Annotated in this window: 16 protein-coding genes; 10 read left to right on the forward strand and 6 right to left on the reverse strand. The window is 34.1% G+C overall.

The features are described 5' to 3' along the window. Nucleotide 1 precedes the first annotated feature (1 nt). The 5 genes from C3L50_RS00235 to C3L50_RS00255 all read left to right on the forward strand — a co-directional run bounded on the left by C3L50_RS00235 (nt 2) and on the right by C3L50_RS00255 (nt 4,648). A complete protein-coding gene (locus C3L50_RS00235; RefSeq protein ID WP_103803891.1) occupies nt 2-901 on the forward strand; it encodes a ParB/RepB/Spo0J family partition protein in 900 nt (299 codons plus the stop codon). Next, nucleotides 901-1,461, forward strand: coding sequence for a DUF5683 domain-containing protein (locus tag C3L50_RS00240; RefSeq protein WP_243400306.1), 561 nt, complete (start codon nt 901-903; stop codon nt 1,459-1,461). Before C3L50_RS00235 ends, C3L50_RS00240 begins: the two co-directional genes overlap by 1 nt. An 11-nt stretch (nt 1,462-1,472) precedes the next feature. After that, entirely contained in the window at nt 1,473-2,174 is a 702-nt protein-coding gene (dapB, locus tag C3L50_RS00245) for a 4-hydroxy-tetrahydrodipicolinate reductase (RefSeq protein WP_103803893.1), read from the forward strand. A gap of 81 nt (nt 2,175-2,255) precedes the next feature. Further along, entirely contained in the window at nt 2,256-3,959 is a 1,704-nt protein-coding gene (gene lepB, locus C3L50_RS00250) for a signal peptidase I (RefSeq protein ID WP_103803895.1), read from the forward strand. Nucleotides 3,960-4,024: 65 nt separating this feature from the next. Beyond that, nucleotides 4,025-4,648 (forward strand): WbqC family protein, encoded by a 624-nt coding sequence (locus tag C3L50_RS00255; RefSeq protein ID WP_103803897.1) that lies wholly within the window; start codon nt 4,025-4,027, stop codon nt 4,646-4,648. A 9-nt stretch (nt 4,649-4,657) separates the two neighbouring features. On the opposite strand, the gene C3L50_RS00260 is transcribed toward C3L50_RS00255, so the two are convergent. The 6 genes from C3L50_RS00260 to C3L50_RS00285 form a co-directional block, all read right to left on the reverse strand. Next, nucleotides 4,658-5,707: an endonuclease/exonuclease/phosphatase family protein gene (locus C3L50_RS00260; RefSeq protein WP_103803899.1), complete on the reverse strand. Its 1,050-nt coding sequence runs from the start codon at nt 5,705-5,707 to the stop codon at nt 4,658-4,660. Between the two features lie 74 nt (nt 5,708-5,781). Next, nucleotides 5,782-6,639, reverse strand: a complete 858-nt coding sequence (locus tag C3L50_RS00265) for a rhomboid family intramembrane serine protease (protein ID WP_103803901.1) — start codon at nt 6,637-6,639, stop codon at nt 5,782-5,784. Nucleotides 6,640-6,705: 66 nt separating this feature from the next. Next, nucleotides 6,706-7,488 (reverse strand): rhomboid family intramembrane serine protease, encoded by a 783-nt coding sequence (locus C3L50_RS00270; protein WP_103803903.1) that lies wholly within the window; start codon nt 7,486-7,488, stop codon nt 6,706-6,708. Continuing rightward, complete coding sequence (gene mutL, locus C3L50_RS00275; protein ID WP_103803905.1) at nt 7,485-9,341, reverse strand: DNA mismatch repair endonuclease MutL; 1,857 nt, start codon at nt 9,339-9,341, stop codon at nt 7,485-7,487. The genes C3L50_RS00270 and mutL overlap by 4 nt, the downstream gene beginning before the upstream one ends. 168 nt (nt 9,342-9,509) lie before the next feature. Further along, a complete protein-coding gene (gene ribH, locus C3L50_RS00280; RefSeq protein ID WP_103803907.1) occupies nt 9,510-10,079 on the reverse strand; it encodes a 6,7-dimethyl-8-ribityllumazine synthase in 570 nt (189 codons plus the stop codon). A gap of 81 nt (nt 10,080-10,160) precedes the next feature. Further along, a complete protein-coding gene (locus C3L50_RS00285; RefSeq protein ID WP_103803909.1) occupies nt 10,161-10,940 on the reverse strand; it encodes a tetratricopeptide repeat protein in 780 nt (259 codons plus the stop codon). Nucleotides 10,941-11,181: 241 nt separating this feature from the next. Between C3L50_RS00285 and recF the strand changes: the two genes are divergently transcribed. From recF to asnB, 5 genes are all read left to right on the forward strand, one after another. Further along, complete coding sequence (recF, locus tag C3L50_RS00290) at nt 11,182-12,261, forward strand: DNA replication/repair protein RecF (RefSeq protein ID WP_103803911.1); 1,080 nt, start codon at nt 11,182-11,184, stop codon at nt 12,259-12,261. Nucleotides 12,262-12,345: 84 nt separating this feature from the next. Continuing rightward, nucleotides 12,346-13,047, forward strand: a complete 702-nt coding sequence (locus C3L50_RS00295; RefSeq protein WP_103803913.1) for a thioredoxin domain-containing protein — start codon at nt 12,346-12,348, stop codon at nt 13,045-13,047. 10 nt (nt 13,048-13,057) lie between these two features. Then, on the forward strand, nt 13,058-13,732 hold the full coding sequence (locus C3L50_RS00300; RefSeq protein ID WP_103803915.1) for a DUF2461 domain-containing protein: 675 nt from the start codon (nt 13,058-13,060) through the stop codon (nt 13,730-13,732). Between the two features lie 8 nt (nt 13,733-13,740). Beyond that, on the forward strand, nt 13,741-14,808 hold the full coding sequence (locus C3L50_RS00305; RefSeq protein WP_103804652.1) for a glycosyltransferase: 1,068 nt from the start codon (nt 13,741-13,743) through the stop codon (nt 14,806-14,808). Between the two features lie 2 nt (nt 14,809-14,810). Then, entirely contained in the window at nt 14,811-16,658 is a 1,848-nt protein-coding gene (asnB, locus tag C3L50_RS00310) for an asparagine synthase (glutamine-hydrolyzing) (protein WP_103803917.1), read from the forward strand. Nucleotides 16,659-16,670: the final 12 nt, after the last annotated feature.

The following is a 16,670-nucleotide window of genomic DNA, read 5'->3' on the forward strand; positions in this document are numbered from 1 at the left end:
TATGGCACAAGCACTAAAAAAACAAGCGTTAGGAAGAGGATTATCGGCATTATTGAAAGACCCAGAAAACGACATAAAATCGGTTAATGATAAAAATGCAGATAAAGTTGTAGGAAATATTATTGAGCTAGAAATTGAATCTATCGAAATCAATCCGTTTCAGCCTAGAAGCAATTTCAACGAAGATTCATTGAGAGAATTAGCGATTTCCATCAAGGAATTAGGAGTTATTCAACCCATTACTGTTCGAAAATTAGACTTCAATAAATACCAATTAATTTCGGGTGAACGACGTCTTCGTGCTTCTACTTTAGTTGGATTGACTACAGTTCCTGCCTACATTCGAATTGCAAATGACAACGAATCTTTGATCATGGCATTGGTCGAAAATATTCAACGCCATGATTTAGACCCAATAGAAATTGCACTTTCTTATCAAAGATTAATGGACGAAATTCAACTCACACAAGAGCAAATGAGCGAACGTGTTGGTAAAAAACGTTCGACAATTGCCAACTACCTACGACTTTTAAAATTAGACCCAATTATCCAAACTGGAATCAGAGATGGTTTCATTACTATGGGGCACGGACGTGCTATCATTAATATTGAAAATCAAGATGTTCAAACTGATATTTACCAAAAAATTGTTAGTCAAAATCTATCAGTCAGAGACACTGAAGCTTTGGTAAAAAATTATCAAGAAAGTTTGAAACCAAAACCTGAAGGAAAACCAAAATCAGCTTCTTTTGAACTTGCCGATGCCCAAAAAAATAAATTCAACACTTATTTTGGAACAAAAGTAGAAGTAAAAATAGCAGGAAATGGTAAAGGAAAAATAACCATCCCATTCCATTCAGAAGAAGACTTCAACAGGATACTTAAACTAATAAAAGACTAGTGCGTACTTTTTTTTTCATAGTTCTATGCTTTTTTGCTATAGGAAACACCTCTGTTTTTTCACAAAAGAAAACAGACGCTACCTTGGTTGCAAATGATACTTTGAAATCGAACGACATAGACCCTTTGACACCAGCAAAAGCGGCTTTTTATTCCGCTATTGTACCCGGTTTAGGACAAGCATACAACAAGAAATACTGGAAAATTCCAATTGTTTATGGAGCAATAGGCGTTAGTATGTATTATTATATTGACAGTAGCCAAAAATACCATCAATACAGAGATGCCTACAAGCGACGTTTAGAAGGATATACCGATGATGAGTTTTCCTATTTAGACAATGACCGATTAATTTCTGCTCAAAAATTCTACCAAAGAAACAAAGATTTCTCAGCATTATTTGTTGTAGGTTTTTATGTTTTAAACATCATCGATGCCAATGTTGATGCAGCTTTAAAACAATTCAATATCAATGAAAACTTGTCTGTTAAGCCCGATGTTCATCTGAATGATGTAACATTTAAGGCCAATGTTGGACTAACATTAAATTATAATTTTTAGAAATAAAAAAAATGAAAATTGCACTTTTAGGATACGGGAAAATGGGTCAAACCATCGAAAGAATTGCACTAGAAAGAGGACACGAAATTGTTTTGAAAAAAGACGAATTCAACACCTATGAAAGACTTTCAGATGCCGATGTTGCTATCGATTTTAGTATTCCAGCCGTAGCTGTAGAAAACATATCGAGTTGTTTTTATACCAACGTGCCTGTAATTTCAGGAACAACAGGCTGGTTAGACCGTTATGACGAGATGGTAGCACTTTGCGAAGAGAAAAAAGGAGCTTTTATCTCGAGTTCTAATTTTAGCTTAGGCGTAAATCTTTTCTTTGGACTCAATGAATATTTGGCAAAAATGATGTCAAAATTTGATTCCTATAAAGTAGATATGGAAGAAATTCACCATACTCAAAAACTAGATGCTCCTAGTGGAACCGCCATTTCATTGGCAAAAGGTGTTATCGAAAATAGCAATTACACTAATTGGACAATGGAAAATCCTAATTCAAATGAGATTCATATTGAAGCCCTAAGAATAGGTGATGTTCCTGGAACACATACTGTAACTTACAATTCCGGCATCGATTCTATAGAAATAAAACACACCGCTCACAATCGCGAAGGTTTTGCACTTGGTGCTGTAATTGCAGCCGAGTGGATTGTAGGAAAAAAAGGGGTTTTCTCTATGAAAGATGTTCTAGAAATGAACTAAAAAAGTTCTAAACATAATAAAAATATTTAGATTTTAAATTTCAACCGAAATCTAAAATCTAAAATCTAAAATCTAATAATTATGACACTATATCAATGGTTTGTATTTTTCCTAATTGTACAAATAATTCACTTTTTAGGAACTTGGAAATTATATGAAGCAGCAGGAAGAAAACGCTGGGAAGCTGCAATTCCAATCTATAACGCCATCGTTTTAATGAAAATTATTGGTCGTCCAACTTGGTGGACAGTCTTACTTTTCATACCTATTATCAACCTGATTATGTTTCCAGTTATTTGGGTAGAAACATTGAGAAGCTTTGGAAAACGTTCTTCATTAGATACCTTTTTAGGAATTGTAACTTTCGGTTTCTACATTTACTATATTAATTATACCCAACAATTAAATTACATTTCAGACCGAAGTTTAAATCCAGAAAACAAGGCTGCAGACACCGTAAGTTCTTTGCTTTTTGCCATTATTGTGGCTACAATGGTACACACTTATTTGATACAACCCTTTACAATTCCAACTTCGTCATTAGAAAAATCATTACTTATTGGTGATTTTTTATTTGTTAGTAAAATGAATTATGGAGCAAGAGTTCCGATGACCACAGTAGCTTTACCGATGGTTCACGACTCTATTCCTTTAACAAAAAACAAATCCTATTTGAGTTGGCCACAACTGCCTTATTTTAGATTACCTTCTTTTCAAAAAATTGCTAAAAACGACATTGTAGTTTTCAACTGGCCTGCCGATACAGTGTATCAATTTTTTGATAGATCAGGCAGAAAAGCAGTTCTGAAACCCATTGACAAAAAATCAAATTATGTAAAAAGATGCCAAGGAACACCAGGTGATGTTTTAGAAATAAAAGATGGTCAAGTATATATAAATGGTAAACCTTTGGTTCTTCCTGAAAGAGCAAAACCACAATACGAACATACTGTTTACTCCGCAAAAGGCGTTTCAAACGAAGTATTAATGACAACGGGCTCAACAGAGTTTAATAGAGTTTACATCATAAAACCAAATAGCGAGGAACAAATAAATGCAGTTCAACCTTATGTTTTAAGTGCAAATCAAAATAAAGACAAATCATTTAATGTGATAACTGGATTCAAAGGAATTCCGTTAAAAGTGATTGAAAGTTCAGGAATTTATGCCCAAGAGGTTTATGATGCAAAAGCCGATGTGAACCTTACTCTAAAAGCTGCTGCCGAATTACGTAAGAATACTACAATTGACTCTGTAATTAGGCATATTGCAAAAAAAACAACCGCATTTGACACCAGTATATTTCCACATAATACCAATTGGACTATTGATAATTTTGGCCCAATAACAATTCCTGAAGAAGGAAAAACAGTAGAATTAAACCAACAAAACCTACCTCTTTACAAAAGAATTATTGTAAATTATGAAGGTAATTCTCTTGAAAATAATGGCAGCACAATCAAAATAAATGGTGAAGTTACCAAATCATACACTTTCAAACAAAATTACTATTGGATGATGGGAGACAATCGTCATCGCTCTGAAGACAGCCGTTATTGGGGTTTTGTTCCAGAAGATCATATCGTAGGGAAACCCGTTTTCATTTGGATGAGTTGGGACACAAATGGGTCAGGATTGGGCAAAATTCGTTGGGAACGCTTATTCACAACCGTTGGTGGTGATGGTCAACCACAATCGTATTTTCAATTTTTCTTGATTGCCCTAGTTGCCTTTTTTGTGGGCGAGTATTTTTGGAAAAAAAGAAAAGATAAAAAAAATATTTAGTTATAAGTTTCAGGTTTAAAGTTTCAAGTTCCATAACCTGAAACTTTAAACAAAAAAACAAACAGATGGACACTTTATTACATCCCTCCTATTTCCCTTCAATTAGTCACTTTGTAGCTATGGCTCAATCTGACAAAATGGTGTTTGAAATGGAGGATAATTTCCAAAAACAAACCAATCGCAACCGGATGTATATTTACAGTCCAAATGGAATACAACTCTTGAATATTCCCGTAAAACATTCAAAACAAGCCCATCAAAAAACCAAAGAAATCAAAATTGAAAATGATTTCAATTGGCAAAAACAACATTTCAAATCACTAGAAGCTGCTTATAGAACTTCGCCTTTTTTTGAGTTTTTTGAAGATGAGATCCTTCCCATTTTCGAAAAAAAACACCATTTTTTGATGGATTTGAATTTTGAAACTATGGAATTTGCCGCCAAGTGTTTGCGAATGAAATTGGATTATGAAACTACAACCGAATATTTTCATAAAATAGATTCGAGTAGTATTTTAGATTTCAGATTTTTGGTTGATGGAAAAAAAGACGCATCACAATTCGAAAGTTACACACAAGTTTTTGGTGACAAACACGGATTTTTGAACAATCTTAGCATACTGGATTTGTTGTTCAATGAAGGGAAATACGCTTTGGATTATTTGAAAAATCAAACATTAATCAAATAATTTTCTCTTTTATTCCATCGACAATTTTGCCATAATGGGATAATGATCTGAGTTTTCAAAATCAGAAAAACTTTCAAATTTCTTGACTTTCATTTTATCATCTGCAAAAATATAATCGATTCTGGCAGGATAATATCTGAATTTATAAGTGGCTCCAAAACCTACTCCTGCTTCTTCAAAACTATCTTTCAAAGCACCTTTGATATTTCGATACACATAAGAAAAAGCACTATTATTCATATCGCCACAAATGATTATAGGATAGGGACAATCTTTTTTGTGGGCTTTAATCAGTTCTGCTTGTTGCTGTTGTTGCTTGAAAGCTTTGCTTATTCTATTAAAAAGTTTTTGTGATTTACCTTGATTGATGGCATCAATATTTTTTTCGTCCAATTCAGAAACATCAGGAGAAATTTTTATGGATTGAAGATGCATATTATAAACCCTAATAATGTCTTTTCCTCTTTTGATGTCAACAAAAACAACATTATTATTCGAATTGGGAAACGCAATATTTCCTTGATTTATAATAGGAAATTTAGAAAAAATAGCCTGAGCCGTTTTGATTTGATTTCCTTCCATCAAAACATATTTATGGCTATATACTTTCAAATCGATATTCGCAGAATTTGAAAACTCCTGAATGCACAAAATATCAGGATTTTTTTCGTTGATAAATGTCAAAATATCTTGTGGTACATCATCTCTATCCAGCCATTTAAAAACATTTAACAATCGAACATTATAACTCATTACCGTAAAATCATTCTCATCTTCGGGATATTCGTGAGCTGAAAACTTATAGAATTTATTAAAAAAAGTGATTCCCATCAAAAGAACCAAACCCGACAGAATCATTCGCTTCTTGAACTGAAACCCCCAATACAAGAAGAACAAGCCATTCAAAACAAAAAACAACGGCATAAACAAGGTAAAAACAGACAAAAGCGGAAAAAGTTTTGGCGCTAAAAAAGGCAAAACATAAGCAACTATAGTGGATACAGTTAGCACTATATTCAAAAAAAACATTATTTTATTAAACCACGAAAGGTTTTTCATTTCATATTAATTTCATTACTGCAAACTGCGACTGAACACTAAACACTGATTACTAAACACCAATTACTGAACGCTTATTTCCCTGCTTTAAACAAAAATTCTTTTTCTTCTTTTGTCAAACAATCGTATCCCGATTTACTGATTTTATCCAAAATCTCATCTATTTGCTGTTGCGTTTTATCTTTGGATACAATCCTAGAAGCGGGTTTAGAAACTGGTTTTTGATAATTTCTATGCACTTTTTTGAAAGGCTTAGATTCGGTTTTCGTAAACAAATTAACAAAAAAATCGAATAGGTTCGAAACAATTTTACTCAAATCGGTTCCGTTTTGAAGGAATTTAATAAATACAAACCCAAAAAAAGCACCAGCCAAATGCGCAATATGTCCGCCTGAATTTTCTAAACGGAGTTGCATCACATCAATTAGAAGTACAACAACTGTAACATGCCAAAGCTTGACATTGCCAATAAGCATCAAGCGTAAGTTCATCAAAGGTTGATAAACGGTAGTTGCAACCAAAATGGCCATTATGGCACCCGAAGCCCCAACAATAGGTGAAACAACCTCCATTAAATAGAATGCAACAACAAAAACAGCACCCGAAAATAGAGCCGATAAAAGGTACAATCCCAATAACTGTTTCTGAGTGAAAAAAGTCAAAAACAATTGGCCCGAAAAATGCAGCACTATCAGATTGAAAAAAATGTGAATGAAATCGGAATGAAAAAAAGAATAGCTAAGTATTGACCAAGGTTTCCACAACAAATCGGCTGGATTTGAAGACAAACTAACAAACGAAAGGAAATCGATTTGCAATAATCCAAAAATCACATACGAAACTATGAAACAAGCAATATTCCAGTAGATTAACCTTTGAGTTATTCCACCAAATTTGTACTGCTGTTTTAAATCGTCAATTATACTGCTCATATTGAGTTATGAATTATGAGTTATGAGTCATTAGTAAGCCTGCATTCTGAACACTGATTACTAAAATTAATTCCAACGATTGTTGTTAAACTGATTTTTCTTCCAATACCACATCATTAAGAAACCTGTCAAGGCACCACCAACGTGGGCAAAATGAGCTATCCCTGTACTTCCTGCGCCAAAAATGGATTGTCCTTTGAATCCCAAAAACAAATCAATAGCTAAAATTCCAGGTACAAAATATTTCGCCTTAATCGGAACTGGAATAAACATCAAAGCCAATTCAGCATTAGGAAACATAAAAGCAAAAGCGGCTAATAATCCATAAATAGCTCCAGAAGCTCCAACAACAGGCATATTATAGGCAAAAAACATGTCATGTAAAATTTGTTGGTCTAAATCTGGAGGTCTAACTGAAAAACTCATTCCGCCAGTTTTAAGAAAATTTTGAATTTGATTTTCCAAACCCAAATCAGTCAAATGGTTCAAACCAATTTGATAAGTATAAAAATTAATTCCTGAATGCAACAATGCCGCCCCTAATCCGCAAGAAATGTAGAAAAACAAGAATTTTTTTCCACCCCAAAAATGTTCCAAAGTAGAGCCAAAAGAATATAAAGCAAACATATTAAAAGCGATATGCATTAATCCTCCATGCATGAACATATGGGTAATTAATTGCCAAATATGAAAATCGGGATTCTCTGGAAAATATAAGGACAGAATTCTAAAAGCTGGATTATAGGGATTAAAACTTTCCATTGAAAAACCTCCTAATACAAAAGTTCCAATGAAAAAAAGAATATTAATAATCAATAGTTGCTTAACAACTGGTGTGATGTTCATCATAGTGCAAATTTTTTATCTAAATCTTCCACACGCATCGTGATGAAAGTAGGTTTTTGAAAAGGCGAAACATTAGGATCTTTGCAAGCAAAAAGTCCGTTGACCAAGTTTTCTTGTTCTTTTTCGGTTAAATAGGCTCCTGTTTTTACGGCCAAACTTCGAGCCATCGATTTGGCAATGGTGTCATTCTGACTAAAGCTACTCTCTGGAATTCCGTTTTGTAAATCACTCAAAAGTTGCTCAAAAACGATTGTAACTTCGCTTTCTGATATGTTTACAGGCAAACCAGAAATTACAACGCTTTCGTCGTTTGTCTCTTCAAAAACGAAACCGGTATTGGTCAAAGACGGCATCAATTCAGATAATAATTGCATTTCATCTTTCGAAAAATACAAATGTAACGGAAACAATAATTGCTGGCTTGAAGCCAATTGAACTGTAATATTGGTCAAAAATTGTTCATACAAAATACGTTGGTGTGCTCGCTGTTGATCCACAATTATCATTCCTGACTTAATCGGGTTTACAATATACTTCTTATGAATTTGATAGGTTTTATGAACTACTTGCTCGACTTCATCAGCATTAAACAAAGAGGAAGTTACTGTGTCATTCTCAAAAGTTAGCGTGTCATTTTCCTCAAAATCCTGTTTCAAACCCACATACAAACTCTCCCAATTTGATACTGATTCAGTTCTTTTGTAACTAGAATTGGAATTTGCATAATGTTTATTAGGTTTCTCCTCTTCTGAAAAAGGATTGAAATTGCCATCAACCTGAATAGTTGGAGTTGCTCCTTCTAAATCTTTATAATGATATGGTGTATCTAAATTGGCATCACGCTCGAAATCCAAAACAGGTGCCACATTAAATTGTCCTAAACTATGTTTTATCGAAGCCCGCAATATGGCATACAAAGCCGATTCATCATCAAACTTGATCTCCGTTTTGGTGGGATGAATATTAATATCTATAGTATTGGCAGGCACTTGAAGGTAAATAAAATAACTAGGCTGTACACCATCTTTCAACAGTCCTTCATAAGCAGCCATAACTGCATGGTGCAAATAACCACTTTTTATGAATCGGTCATTGACAAAGAAAAACTGCTCGCCACGACTTTTTTTAGCAAATTCAGGTTTACAAACAAACCCTTGAATGGATACAATTTCAGTTTCTTCATTAACAGGAACTAATTTCTCATTCGTCTTACCCGAAAAAACAGCCACAATTCGTTGTCTCAAACTTGAGGCTGGCAAATTGAACATTTCGCTTCCGTTGTGGAAAAAAGTAAAATATATTTTAGGATGTGCCAATGCTACTCGCTGAAATTCATCAATGATATGGCGGTATTCTACGATGTCTGACTTCAAGAAATTGCGGCGAGCAGGAATATTAAAAAACAAGTTTTTGACAGCAAATGAAGTGCCTTTTGGTAAAACCGCTACATCTTGCGATACAAACTTACTCCCTTCAATAACAATATGAGTTCCTAATTCTTCTTGATCTTGCTTGGTTTTCATTTCTACATGAGCAATCGCAGCAATCGATGCCAATGCTTCGCCACGAAACCCTTTGGTGTGTAAGGAAAACAAATCTTCGGCTTGGCGAATTTTGGAAGTAGCGTGACGCTCAAAACACAAACGAGCATCGGTAACACTCATTCCTTTTCCGTTATCAATGACTTGAACCAATGATTTCCCGGCATCTTTAATGATTAATTTGATGTCATTCGCTCCAGCATCTACTGCATTTTCAAGCAATTCTTTGACTACCGAAGCCGGTCGCTGAACGACTTCTCCAGCAGCAATTTGATTAGCAACATGATCAGGAAGCAATTGGATAATACTCGACATTTTTAGATTTCAGATGTTAGATTGCAGATTTCAGATTTCGAATTCAAAATCCGAAGTGAGCAAATTTAAGGATTTTCTATTGGGATTACTACCCAAAATAATCATAAAAAACAAAAAACCTATACCATCAAATGAATAGTATAGGTTTTTAGAATTATAAAATTTGTGTTATTCTTCAATCATCTTCAGTCCTTCAATTTGCAAAGGTCCTGAGGATAATAATTGTTGGTTTTTAATTTGGTGATTAAAAGAGGCTTGATGTCTCAAATATGCCATTTTAATAGCTGCAATAGCTGCTTCTGTTCCTTTATTTCCGTGTTTTCCTCCACTTCTGTCAATGGATTGTTGCATTGTATTGTCTGTCAAAACACAAAAGATAACTGGAATATCAGTTTCTACATTCAAGTCTTTAATTCCTTGTGAAACGGCTTCGCAAACAAAATCAAAATGTTTAGTTTCGCCTTGAATAACACATCCAATAGCAATTACAGCATCTACATTTTGAGTTTGCAACATTTTTTTAGCTCCGTAAACAAGTTCAAAACTCCCTGGAACATTCCAACGAATGATATGCTCTGATGGCACTTCATTTTCCAAAAGTCCCTTAACAGCACCGAAACAAAGCCCTTCGGTTATCGTATCATTCCATTCTGAAACAACAATCCCAAACCGAAAATTTTTCGCGTCTGGGATTGCATTTTTATCGTATTCGGATAAGTTTTTATTTATAGTTGCCATCTTATATTTAAGATTTTAAAGTTTAGATTTCTGATTACAAAAATACAAATCTAAAATCTAAAATCTACAATCTAAGATTATTTATTGTGCCAATCCAATCAATACATCAATTGTTGCACCTTCTGGAGTACTTTCATAATTGTCTTTAATATCGGTAAAATATTTAAGAGCATCTTCTTTATTTCCTAAAGCTAAAGCAGTTTTTCCTGCTTTCAATAAGAAACGTGGTGTTGTAAAATCGTTTTTATTAGATTCAGCTGCTTTTACATAATATTCTAAAGCTTCTTTTGGTTGATTTTTTTGCGAATAAGCATCTCCAATTGCACCAGTTGCCATAGCACTTATTACAAGATCATCCGATTTGAATTTTCCTAAATATTCAATCGCTTCAGCATATTTTCCTGTATTCAAATAAGCAATACCAGCATAATAGTTCGCTAAATTTCCAGCATCAGTTCCTGAATATTCATCGGCAATTTTCACAAATCCCCATTTTCCTTCAGAACCATTCAAGGCTAATTTATATAACGAATCACTTGCTACACCATTTGTTGCTTTTTCAAAATCTTGTTGTGCTACAAACATTTGGTTAGCTGCATCATCCTCTTTTGGCGCTGCTACAAATTTTTGGTAAGCTAAATATCCAACAGTTAATAAAGCTATTGCACCAACAACTCCAATAATAATTTTTTGATTTTTGGCTACAAAATCTTCAGTTTTTGAAGCAGTTGCATCCAAAGTTGAGAAAACTTCAGCGGTAGTACTATTCTTTTCTAATTCTGCTACATTGATATCCTCTGTAACTTCTTTAACTTCTTTTTCTTTTGCTGGTTTATATCCTCTTTTATTATAAGTAGCCATTTAAATTTTAATTTAGTGAGCCGCAAAAATAAAATTTTTATTTGTATAGTCACAAAAAAAATGTCTTTATATTCAAATAAAAATACATTATCCTTTTTTTATACTCTTGATTCTTCCGATTTGAAAAATATTTGTCCATTGAAATTGCCTAAAAGTAATTTTTATCGATATTTTTCGATAATTTGCACCCTCTTAAAAACAATACGAAAGGCCTGATTTTCTTATACCCGCAAGACTAAAAATGTATTTAAAAAAAATTTCACTATTCAATTACAAAAACTTTTCGGAAGCCAATTTCGAATTTGTAGGCAAAATAAATTGTTTTGTTGGCAAAAACGGAATTGGAAAAACCAATGTTTTGGATGCTATTTATCATTTGTCTTACGGGAAAAGTTATTTCAATCCGCTGGCGGTTCAAAACATCAAACACGGCGAAGATTTTTTTGTTATTGATGGCGAATTTGAAATCAAAGAAAGAAACGAGCAAATTATTTGTAGCCTCAAAAAAGGACAGAAAAAAATCCTAAAACGCAACGGCAAAATCTATGATAAATTTTCAGAACATCTGGGATTCATTCCTTTGGTAATCATCTCGCCAGCCGACACCGATTTGATTGTTGAAGGCAGCGAAACTCGCCGAAAATTTATGGATAGCGTTATTTCGCAATTGGATTCTAACTATTTAAAACATCTCATTCAATATCAAAAAGTGATAAGTCAGCGCAACGCTTTGTTGAAATATTTTGCATTGAATTTTGTTTTCGACAACGACACGCTTTCTATATACAATGAGCAACTCAACACTTTTGGGCAATACATTTTCGAAAAAAGAAAAGAATTCATCGAACAATTTATTCCTATTTTCAACTCCCACCATCAGGCCATTTCGGGTTCGCAAGAAACGGTTCAGTTGGTTTATGAAAGCCACTTATTCGAGAATGATTTATTGACTCTTTTGGAAGAAAACATAAGCAAAGATAGAGCTTTACATTATACGAGCGTAGGAATTCACAAAGACGATTTATCGTTTGAAATTGATAAATATCCCATAAAGAAATTTGGTTCTCAAGGCCAACAAAAGTCATTTTTAATCGCATTGAAATTAGCTCAATTTGAGTTTTTAAAAACTCAAAGTGGTCAAAAACCTATTTTATTATTTGATGATATTTTTGATAAACTAGACGAAAATCGGGTAGCAAAAATTGTAGAAATGGTCAATAGCGACACTTTTGGACAATTATTTATCTCTGACACACATCCCGAAAGAACAGAAAAAATTGTCAAATCTACCCATCAAGTTTATAAAATTTTCAGCCTTTAAAACGGTAGTATTTTAACTTTAAGTTTCAAAATCAAAGAAAGAAATTGCCTATTTTAGCCTTTTAAAAATCAAAATTATACCCTAATGAAACTCCTTTCAAAATTCTGTATATTATTCTTATCGCTATCGATAGTTTCCTGCAATGGACAAAATGCTAAAAATATAAAAAACCTTGAACCAAAGGCTTTTTCAGAAACCCTAAAGACGACTACAAACGCCCAAATCATAGACGTTAGAACCCCTCAAGAATTTGCCTCAGGACATCTTGAAAACGCCCAAAACATCGATTGGTTGGGAGATAATTTTGATGCAACTATTCAGAAATTAGACAAAACCAAACCTGTTTTCATCTACTGCAAAACGAGCAATCGAAGTTCGCAAGCTGCTGAAAAATTAGAAAAATTAGGGTTCGAAAACATCTATAATATGCAAGGCGGACTATTAAAATGGGATGCCGAAGGACTTTCTAAACCAACCGACCGAATTATTGGCGTTTGCCCGCAGGAATTTGCCGAACTATTAAACACCGATAAAAAAGTCTTAATCGATTTTTATGCCGAATGGTGTGCACCTTGCAAAAAAATGACTCCTTACCTTTTGAAAATGCAAAAAGAAATGGCTGACAAAGTCGCAATCATTCGATTGAACGCCGATGAAAACCCTACTTTAATTAAAGAGATGAAAATTTTAGAACTTCCCACCCTAATTATCTATGAAAATAAAGTGGAGAAATGGAAAAATTCGGGATACATTAGCGAAGAAGATTTGAAAAAACAACTGCAATAATTCATTAAATATGCTTTCAAAAAATAGTTTAGAATTTCTTGACGATTTAAAAGCCAACAACAATCGCGATTGGTTTTTGGATAACAAAAAAAGGTATGAAGCTTTCAAAAAAGACTATCATCAATTGGTTAGTGATTTTCTAAGCGTTATGAAACCACTCGACCCTTCTTTAGAAATGCTTGAAGTAAAAAATTGCACCTTTAGAATCAATCGTGACATTCGGTTTTCTAAAGACAAATCGCCTTACAAAGATCATATTGGTGTTTGGTTGTCCAGCGGTGCAAAAGGCAAAAATCGTTCTGGCTATTATGTTCACATTGCTAGAACAGGTAGTTTTATTGCAGGCGGATTCTATTGCCCAGAAGCCGAAGATTTGAAAAAAGTGCGCAAAGAAATTGCCTTTTTCTATGAGGATTTAGAAGAAATTCTTAATGAAAAAAACTTCAAAAAAGAGTTTACCGATTTTGACAGAAACGAAATAAACCTATTAAAAAACCCGCCCAGAGGTTACGAAAAAGACCATCCGGCTATTGAATTTTTAAAATTAAAAAGCTTCGAAACCTCTCAAAAATTCGACATAGAAGAAGTGACCCAAAAAGATTTTGTTGTCAAAATGAGCCAAAAGCTAATAGCTTTGAAACCATTGAATGATTTCATCAACCGTGCATTAACTTCTGAAGATTAATGATATCAATGGAGAAACGTAAAATACTTTTTCTGGGAGAAACCTATAGAGCCGATGCCATTACGTGGATGAATGGGTTGAAAGAATTTGGCGATTTTGAAATTATCACTTGGGAACTCAAAACACCCAACACCTCTTTTTTTAGCCGATTATTTCGAATTTTCGAATTTACTACAGCTCATTTCCAGATTAGAAAACGAATCAAAAAAGAGCATCCAGATATGATTATTGCCGAAAGAACCACGAGTTATGGTTTTCTTGCAGCATTATCAGGCGTAAAACCAGTAGCTATTGCACAACAAGGCAGAACCGATTTATGGCCAGAGAATTCCATTTTGTTACCACTCAAAATAATCATTCAAAATTATGCTTTCAAAAAAGCCGATTTGATTCACGCTTGGGGACCAGTAATGACCATTTCGATGCGAAATGCCAATGTCAATATGCAAAAAGTGTTGGTTATGCCAAAAGGAATCGATTTGCAACAATTTGAAAATAAACAAAATACACAATCCGATAAAATTACGGCAATTGTAACTCGGTCGTTAATGCCTGAATACCGTCATGACATTATTCTGAAAGCCTTTGATATCTTAAACCAAAAAGGAATTGATTTTAAATTGACCATTGTTGGCAACGGAAAATTACTTCCAGCACTAAAAGAATTGGCAACGAATTTAAAGATTGATGACAAAATTAATTTCACAGGAAGAATTCCAAATACTGAACTACCCGAACTTTTACAACAGTCTAATTTTTACATCAGTATGCCTATAACCGAAGGGGTTTCGGCTTCCTTATTTGAAGCAATGGCTTCTAATTGTTATCCTGTTGTGACCGATATTCCAGGAAACCAAAGCTGGATTACTCATCGTGAAAACGGTCAGCTGATTCCAATAGACAATACCAAAATGCTTGCCGAAGAACTACTTTGGGCTTTTGAAAATAAAGCACACCGAAATGTGGCAGTTCAAAAAAACAGAAAATTTGTAGAAGAAAATGCAGATTATAAATTGAATATGAAAATCATTGCCGAAAAATATCACCAATTAATTAACACATCCAAAACCAACTAACTATGTGTGGAATTAATGGCATTTTACATTTGCAATCACAAAAAAAAGTGGATGAGCGCATTCTAACAAAAATGCGGGATGCACTAGAACATCGTGGCCCAGATGACAAAGGATTATTTATCGAAAATAACATTGGTTTGGGGCATCGTAGGCTTTCTATTTTGGATGTTTCGGCGGCTGGACACCAACCTTTTCTATCCGATGACGGTCGCTATGTTTTGGTTTATAATGGCGAAATATACAATTTCAAGGACTTTTATCCCGAACTTCGAAGTCATGGTTTTGACATAAAAACTAGCTCAGATACTGAAGTTTTGTTGAAATTATTTCAGTTGTATGGTTTAAAAATGCTAAGCCGTCTCAACGGAATGTTTGCCTTTGCTATTTGGGATAAAACAGAGCGAAAACTGATTGCCGTGAGGGATAGAATGGGCGTCAAACCCTTGTATTACTCTTTTTACAACGAAACATTTTATTTCGCTTCTGAACAAAAAGCACTTTTTACGGCAGGAGTTTCTCTAAAAATGGCTCAAGACGGAATGGAAGAATACATTTTTAACCGGTTTGTGGCTGGCGAAAATACTTTGTATGAAAATGTCAAAAAAATACTTCCGGGACACATTTTGACCATTCACGAAAGTGGCAAAATTACTAATGAAAAATGGTGGGATTTGAAAACGGAAATTCAAAACCAACCCAAAATCAAAAATCCTGTTGAATGGTTTCGAGAAACATTTGACGATTCAGTACGATTGCGAATGGTGAGCGATGTTCCAGTTGGCGTTTTACTCAGCGGCGGGCTCGACTCCTCCTCTATTTTGGCGTCCTTAAACCAACAAAATTTTAACCATATTCAAACCTTTAATATTGGTTTCAAAGAAAAAGAACACAACGAATCGCATTTGGCACAAAGAATGTCCGAAAAATTCGGCTACACTTTTCACACCATGCAATTAGAAAATAAGGATCTTTTTGAAAAATTAGTCAGTGCTACTTATTTTCAGGATGAACCCATAATGCACTTGAGCGAACCGCATATTTTGGCATTGGCACAATTGGCAAAACCATCGGTAAAAGTGTTGCTTTCAGGAGAAGGCGCCGATGAATTAATGGGAGGTTATGTGAGATACAAAGCGCTGAAATACCCGTCATTGTTGAAAATAATTGCAACAGTCGGTCACATGGATTATTTCACAACCAAACCAAGATTCGAAAAATTAGCGCGTTATTCTCAAATAAAAGAAAAGGATGATTTGATACTTTATAACGGTTCTAATATTTATCCAAAAGACATTGCAAGCACTTTTGGTATCACAAATCAGCCCAAAAACGAATACCGAAATCAAATTCTGGAAGATGCAAAATCATTGTATCCCAATAATTCGAGACGACAAGCCCTTTATTTTGACCAACACACTTATTTATGTTCACTACTCGACCGAAACGACCGTTGCACGATGGGAGCTTCTATCGAATGTAGAGAACCTTTTCTAGACCAAAGACTTATTGCCGGATTGGGTTCATTAGAAGACCATTGGCTTTTTACTGGAAAAAAATGGAAATACATTCTAAAAGAAGCTATGAAATCGCGATTGCCCCATGAAATCCTACATTTCAAAAAAGTGGGTTTGAGTGTTCCTTGGGGTGATTATTTACTAAAAAGTCCCGGATTCATTGATGAATTAGAATCGTTTTCAAAAAGTGACTTGTTCAAAATGTCGTATTTTGAAAATATCGATTCTCAGAAACTAGTTTCAAATTTGAGAAAAGGAGACACCAAAATGATTCCGTTTATTATGCCTATGTTTATGATGCATATTTGGCTAAAAAACTATCCAACTCAATTTTAATACTTACTTTTG

It is taken from the genome of Flavobacterium alvei, assembly GCF_002920895.1.
GTDB classification, from domain to species: Bacteria; Bacteroidota; Bacteroidia; order Flavobacteriales; family Flavobacteriaceae; genus Flavobacterium; species Flavobacterium alvei.

Excerpts from the sequence above, each read along its gene's own strand:
- C3L50_RS00235 (WP_103803891.1), top strand. The coding sequence starts at position 2 with ATGGCACAAGCACTAAAAAAACAAGCGTTAGGAAGAGGATTATCGGCA.
- dapB (WP_103803893.1), top strand. The coding sequence starts at position 1,473 with ATGAAAATTGCACTTTTAGGATACGGGAAAATGGGTCAAACCATCGAA.
- lepB (WP_103803895.1), top strand. The coding sequence starts at position 2,256 with ATGACACTATATCAATGGTTTGTATTTTTCCTAATTGTACAAATAATT.
- C3L50_RS00255 (WP_103803897.1), top strand. The coding sequence starts at position 4,025 with ATGGACACTTTATTACATCCCTCCTATTTCCCTTCAATTAGTCACTTT.
- C3L50_RS00260 (WP_103803899.1), bottom strand. The coding sequence starts at position 5,707 with ATGAAAAACCTTTCGTGGTTTAATAAAATAATGTTTTTTTTGAATATA.
- C3L50_RS00265 (WP_103803901.1), bottom strand. The coding sequence starts at position 6,639 with ATGAGCAGTATAATTGACGATTTAAAACAGCAGTACAAATTTGGTGGA.
- C3L50_RS00270 (WP_103803903.1), bottom strand. The coding sequence starts at position 7,488 with ATGATGAACATCACACCAGTTGTTAAGCAACTATTGATTATTAATATT.
- mutL (WP_103803905.1), bottom strand. The coding sequence starts at position 9,341 with ATGTCGAGTATTATCCAATTGCTTCCTGATCATGTTGCTAATCAAATT.
- ribH (WP_103803907.1), bottom strand. The coding sequence starts at position 10,079 with ATGGCAACTATAAATAAAAACTTATCCGAATACGATAAAAATGCAATC.
- C3L50_RS00285 (WP_103803909.1), bottom strand. The coding sequence starts at position 10,940 with ATGGCTACTTATAATAAAAGAGGATATAAACCAGCAAAAGAAAAAGAA.
- recF (WP_103803911.1), top strand. The coding sequence starts at position 11,182 with ATGTATTTAAAAAAAATTTCACTATTCAATTACAAAAACTTTTCGGAA.
- C3L50_RS00295 (WP_103803913.1), top strand. The coding sequence starts at position 12,346 with ATGAAACTCCTTTCAAAATTCTGTATATTATTCTTATCGCTATCGATA.
- C3L50_RS00300 (WP_103803915.1), top strand. The coding sequence starts at position 13,058 with ATGCTTTCAAAAAATAGTTTAGAATTTCTTGACGATTTAAAAGCCAAC.
- C3L50_RS00305 (WP_103804652.1), top strand. The coding sequence starts at position 13,741 with ATGGAGAAACGTAAAATACTTTTTCTGGGAGAAACCTATAGAGCCGAT.
- asnB (WP_103803917.1), top strand. The coding sequence starts at position 14,811 with ATGTGTGGAATTAATGGCATTTTACATTTGCAATCACAAAAAAAAGTG.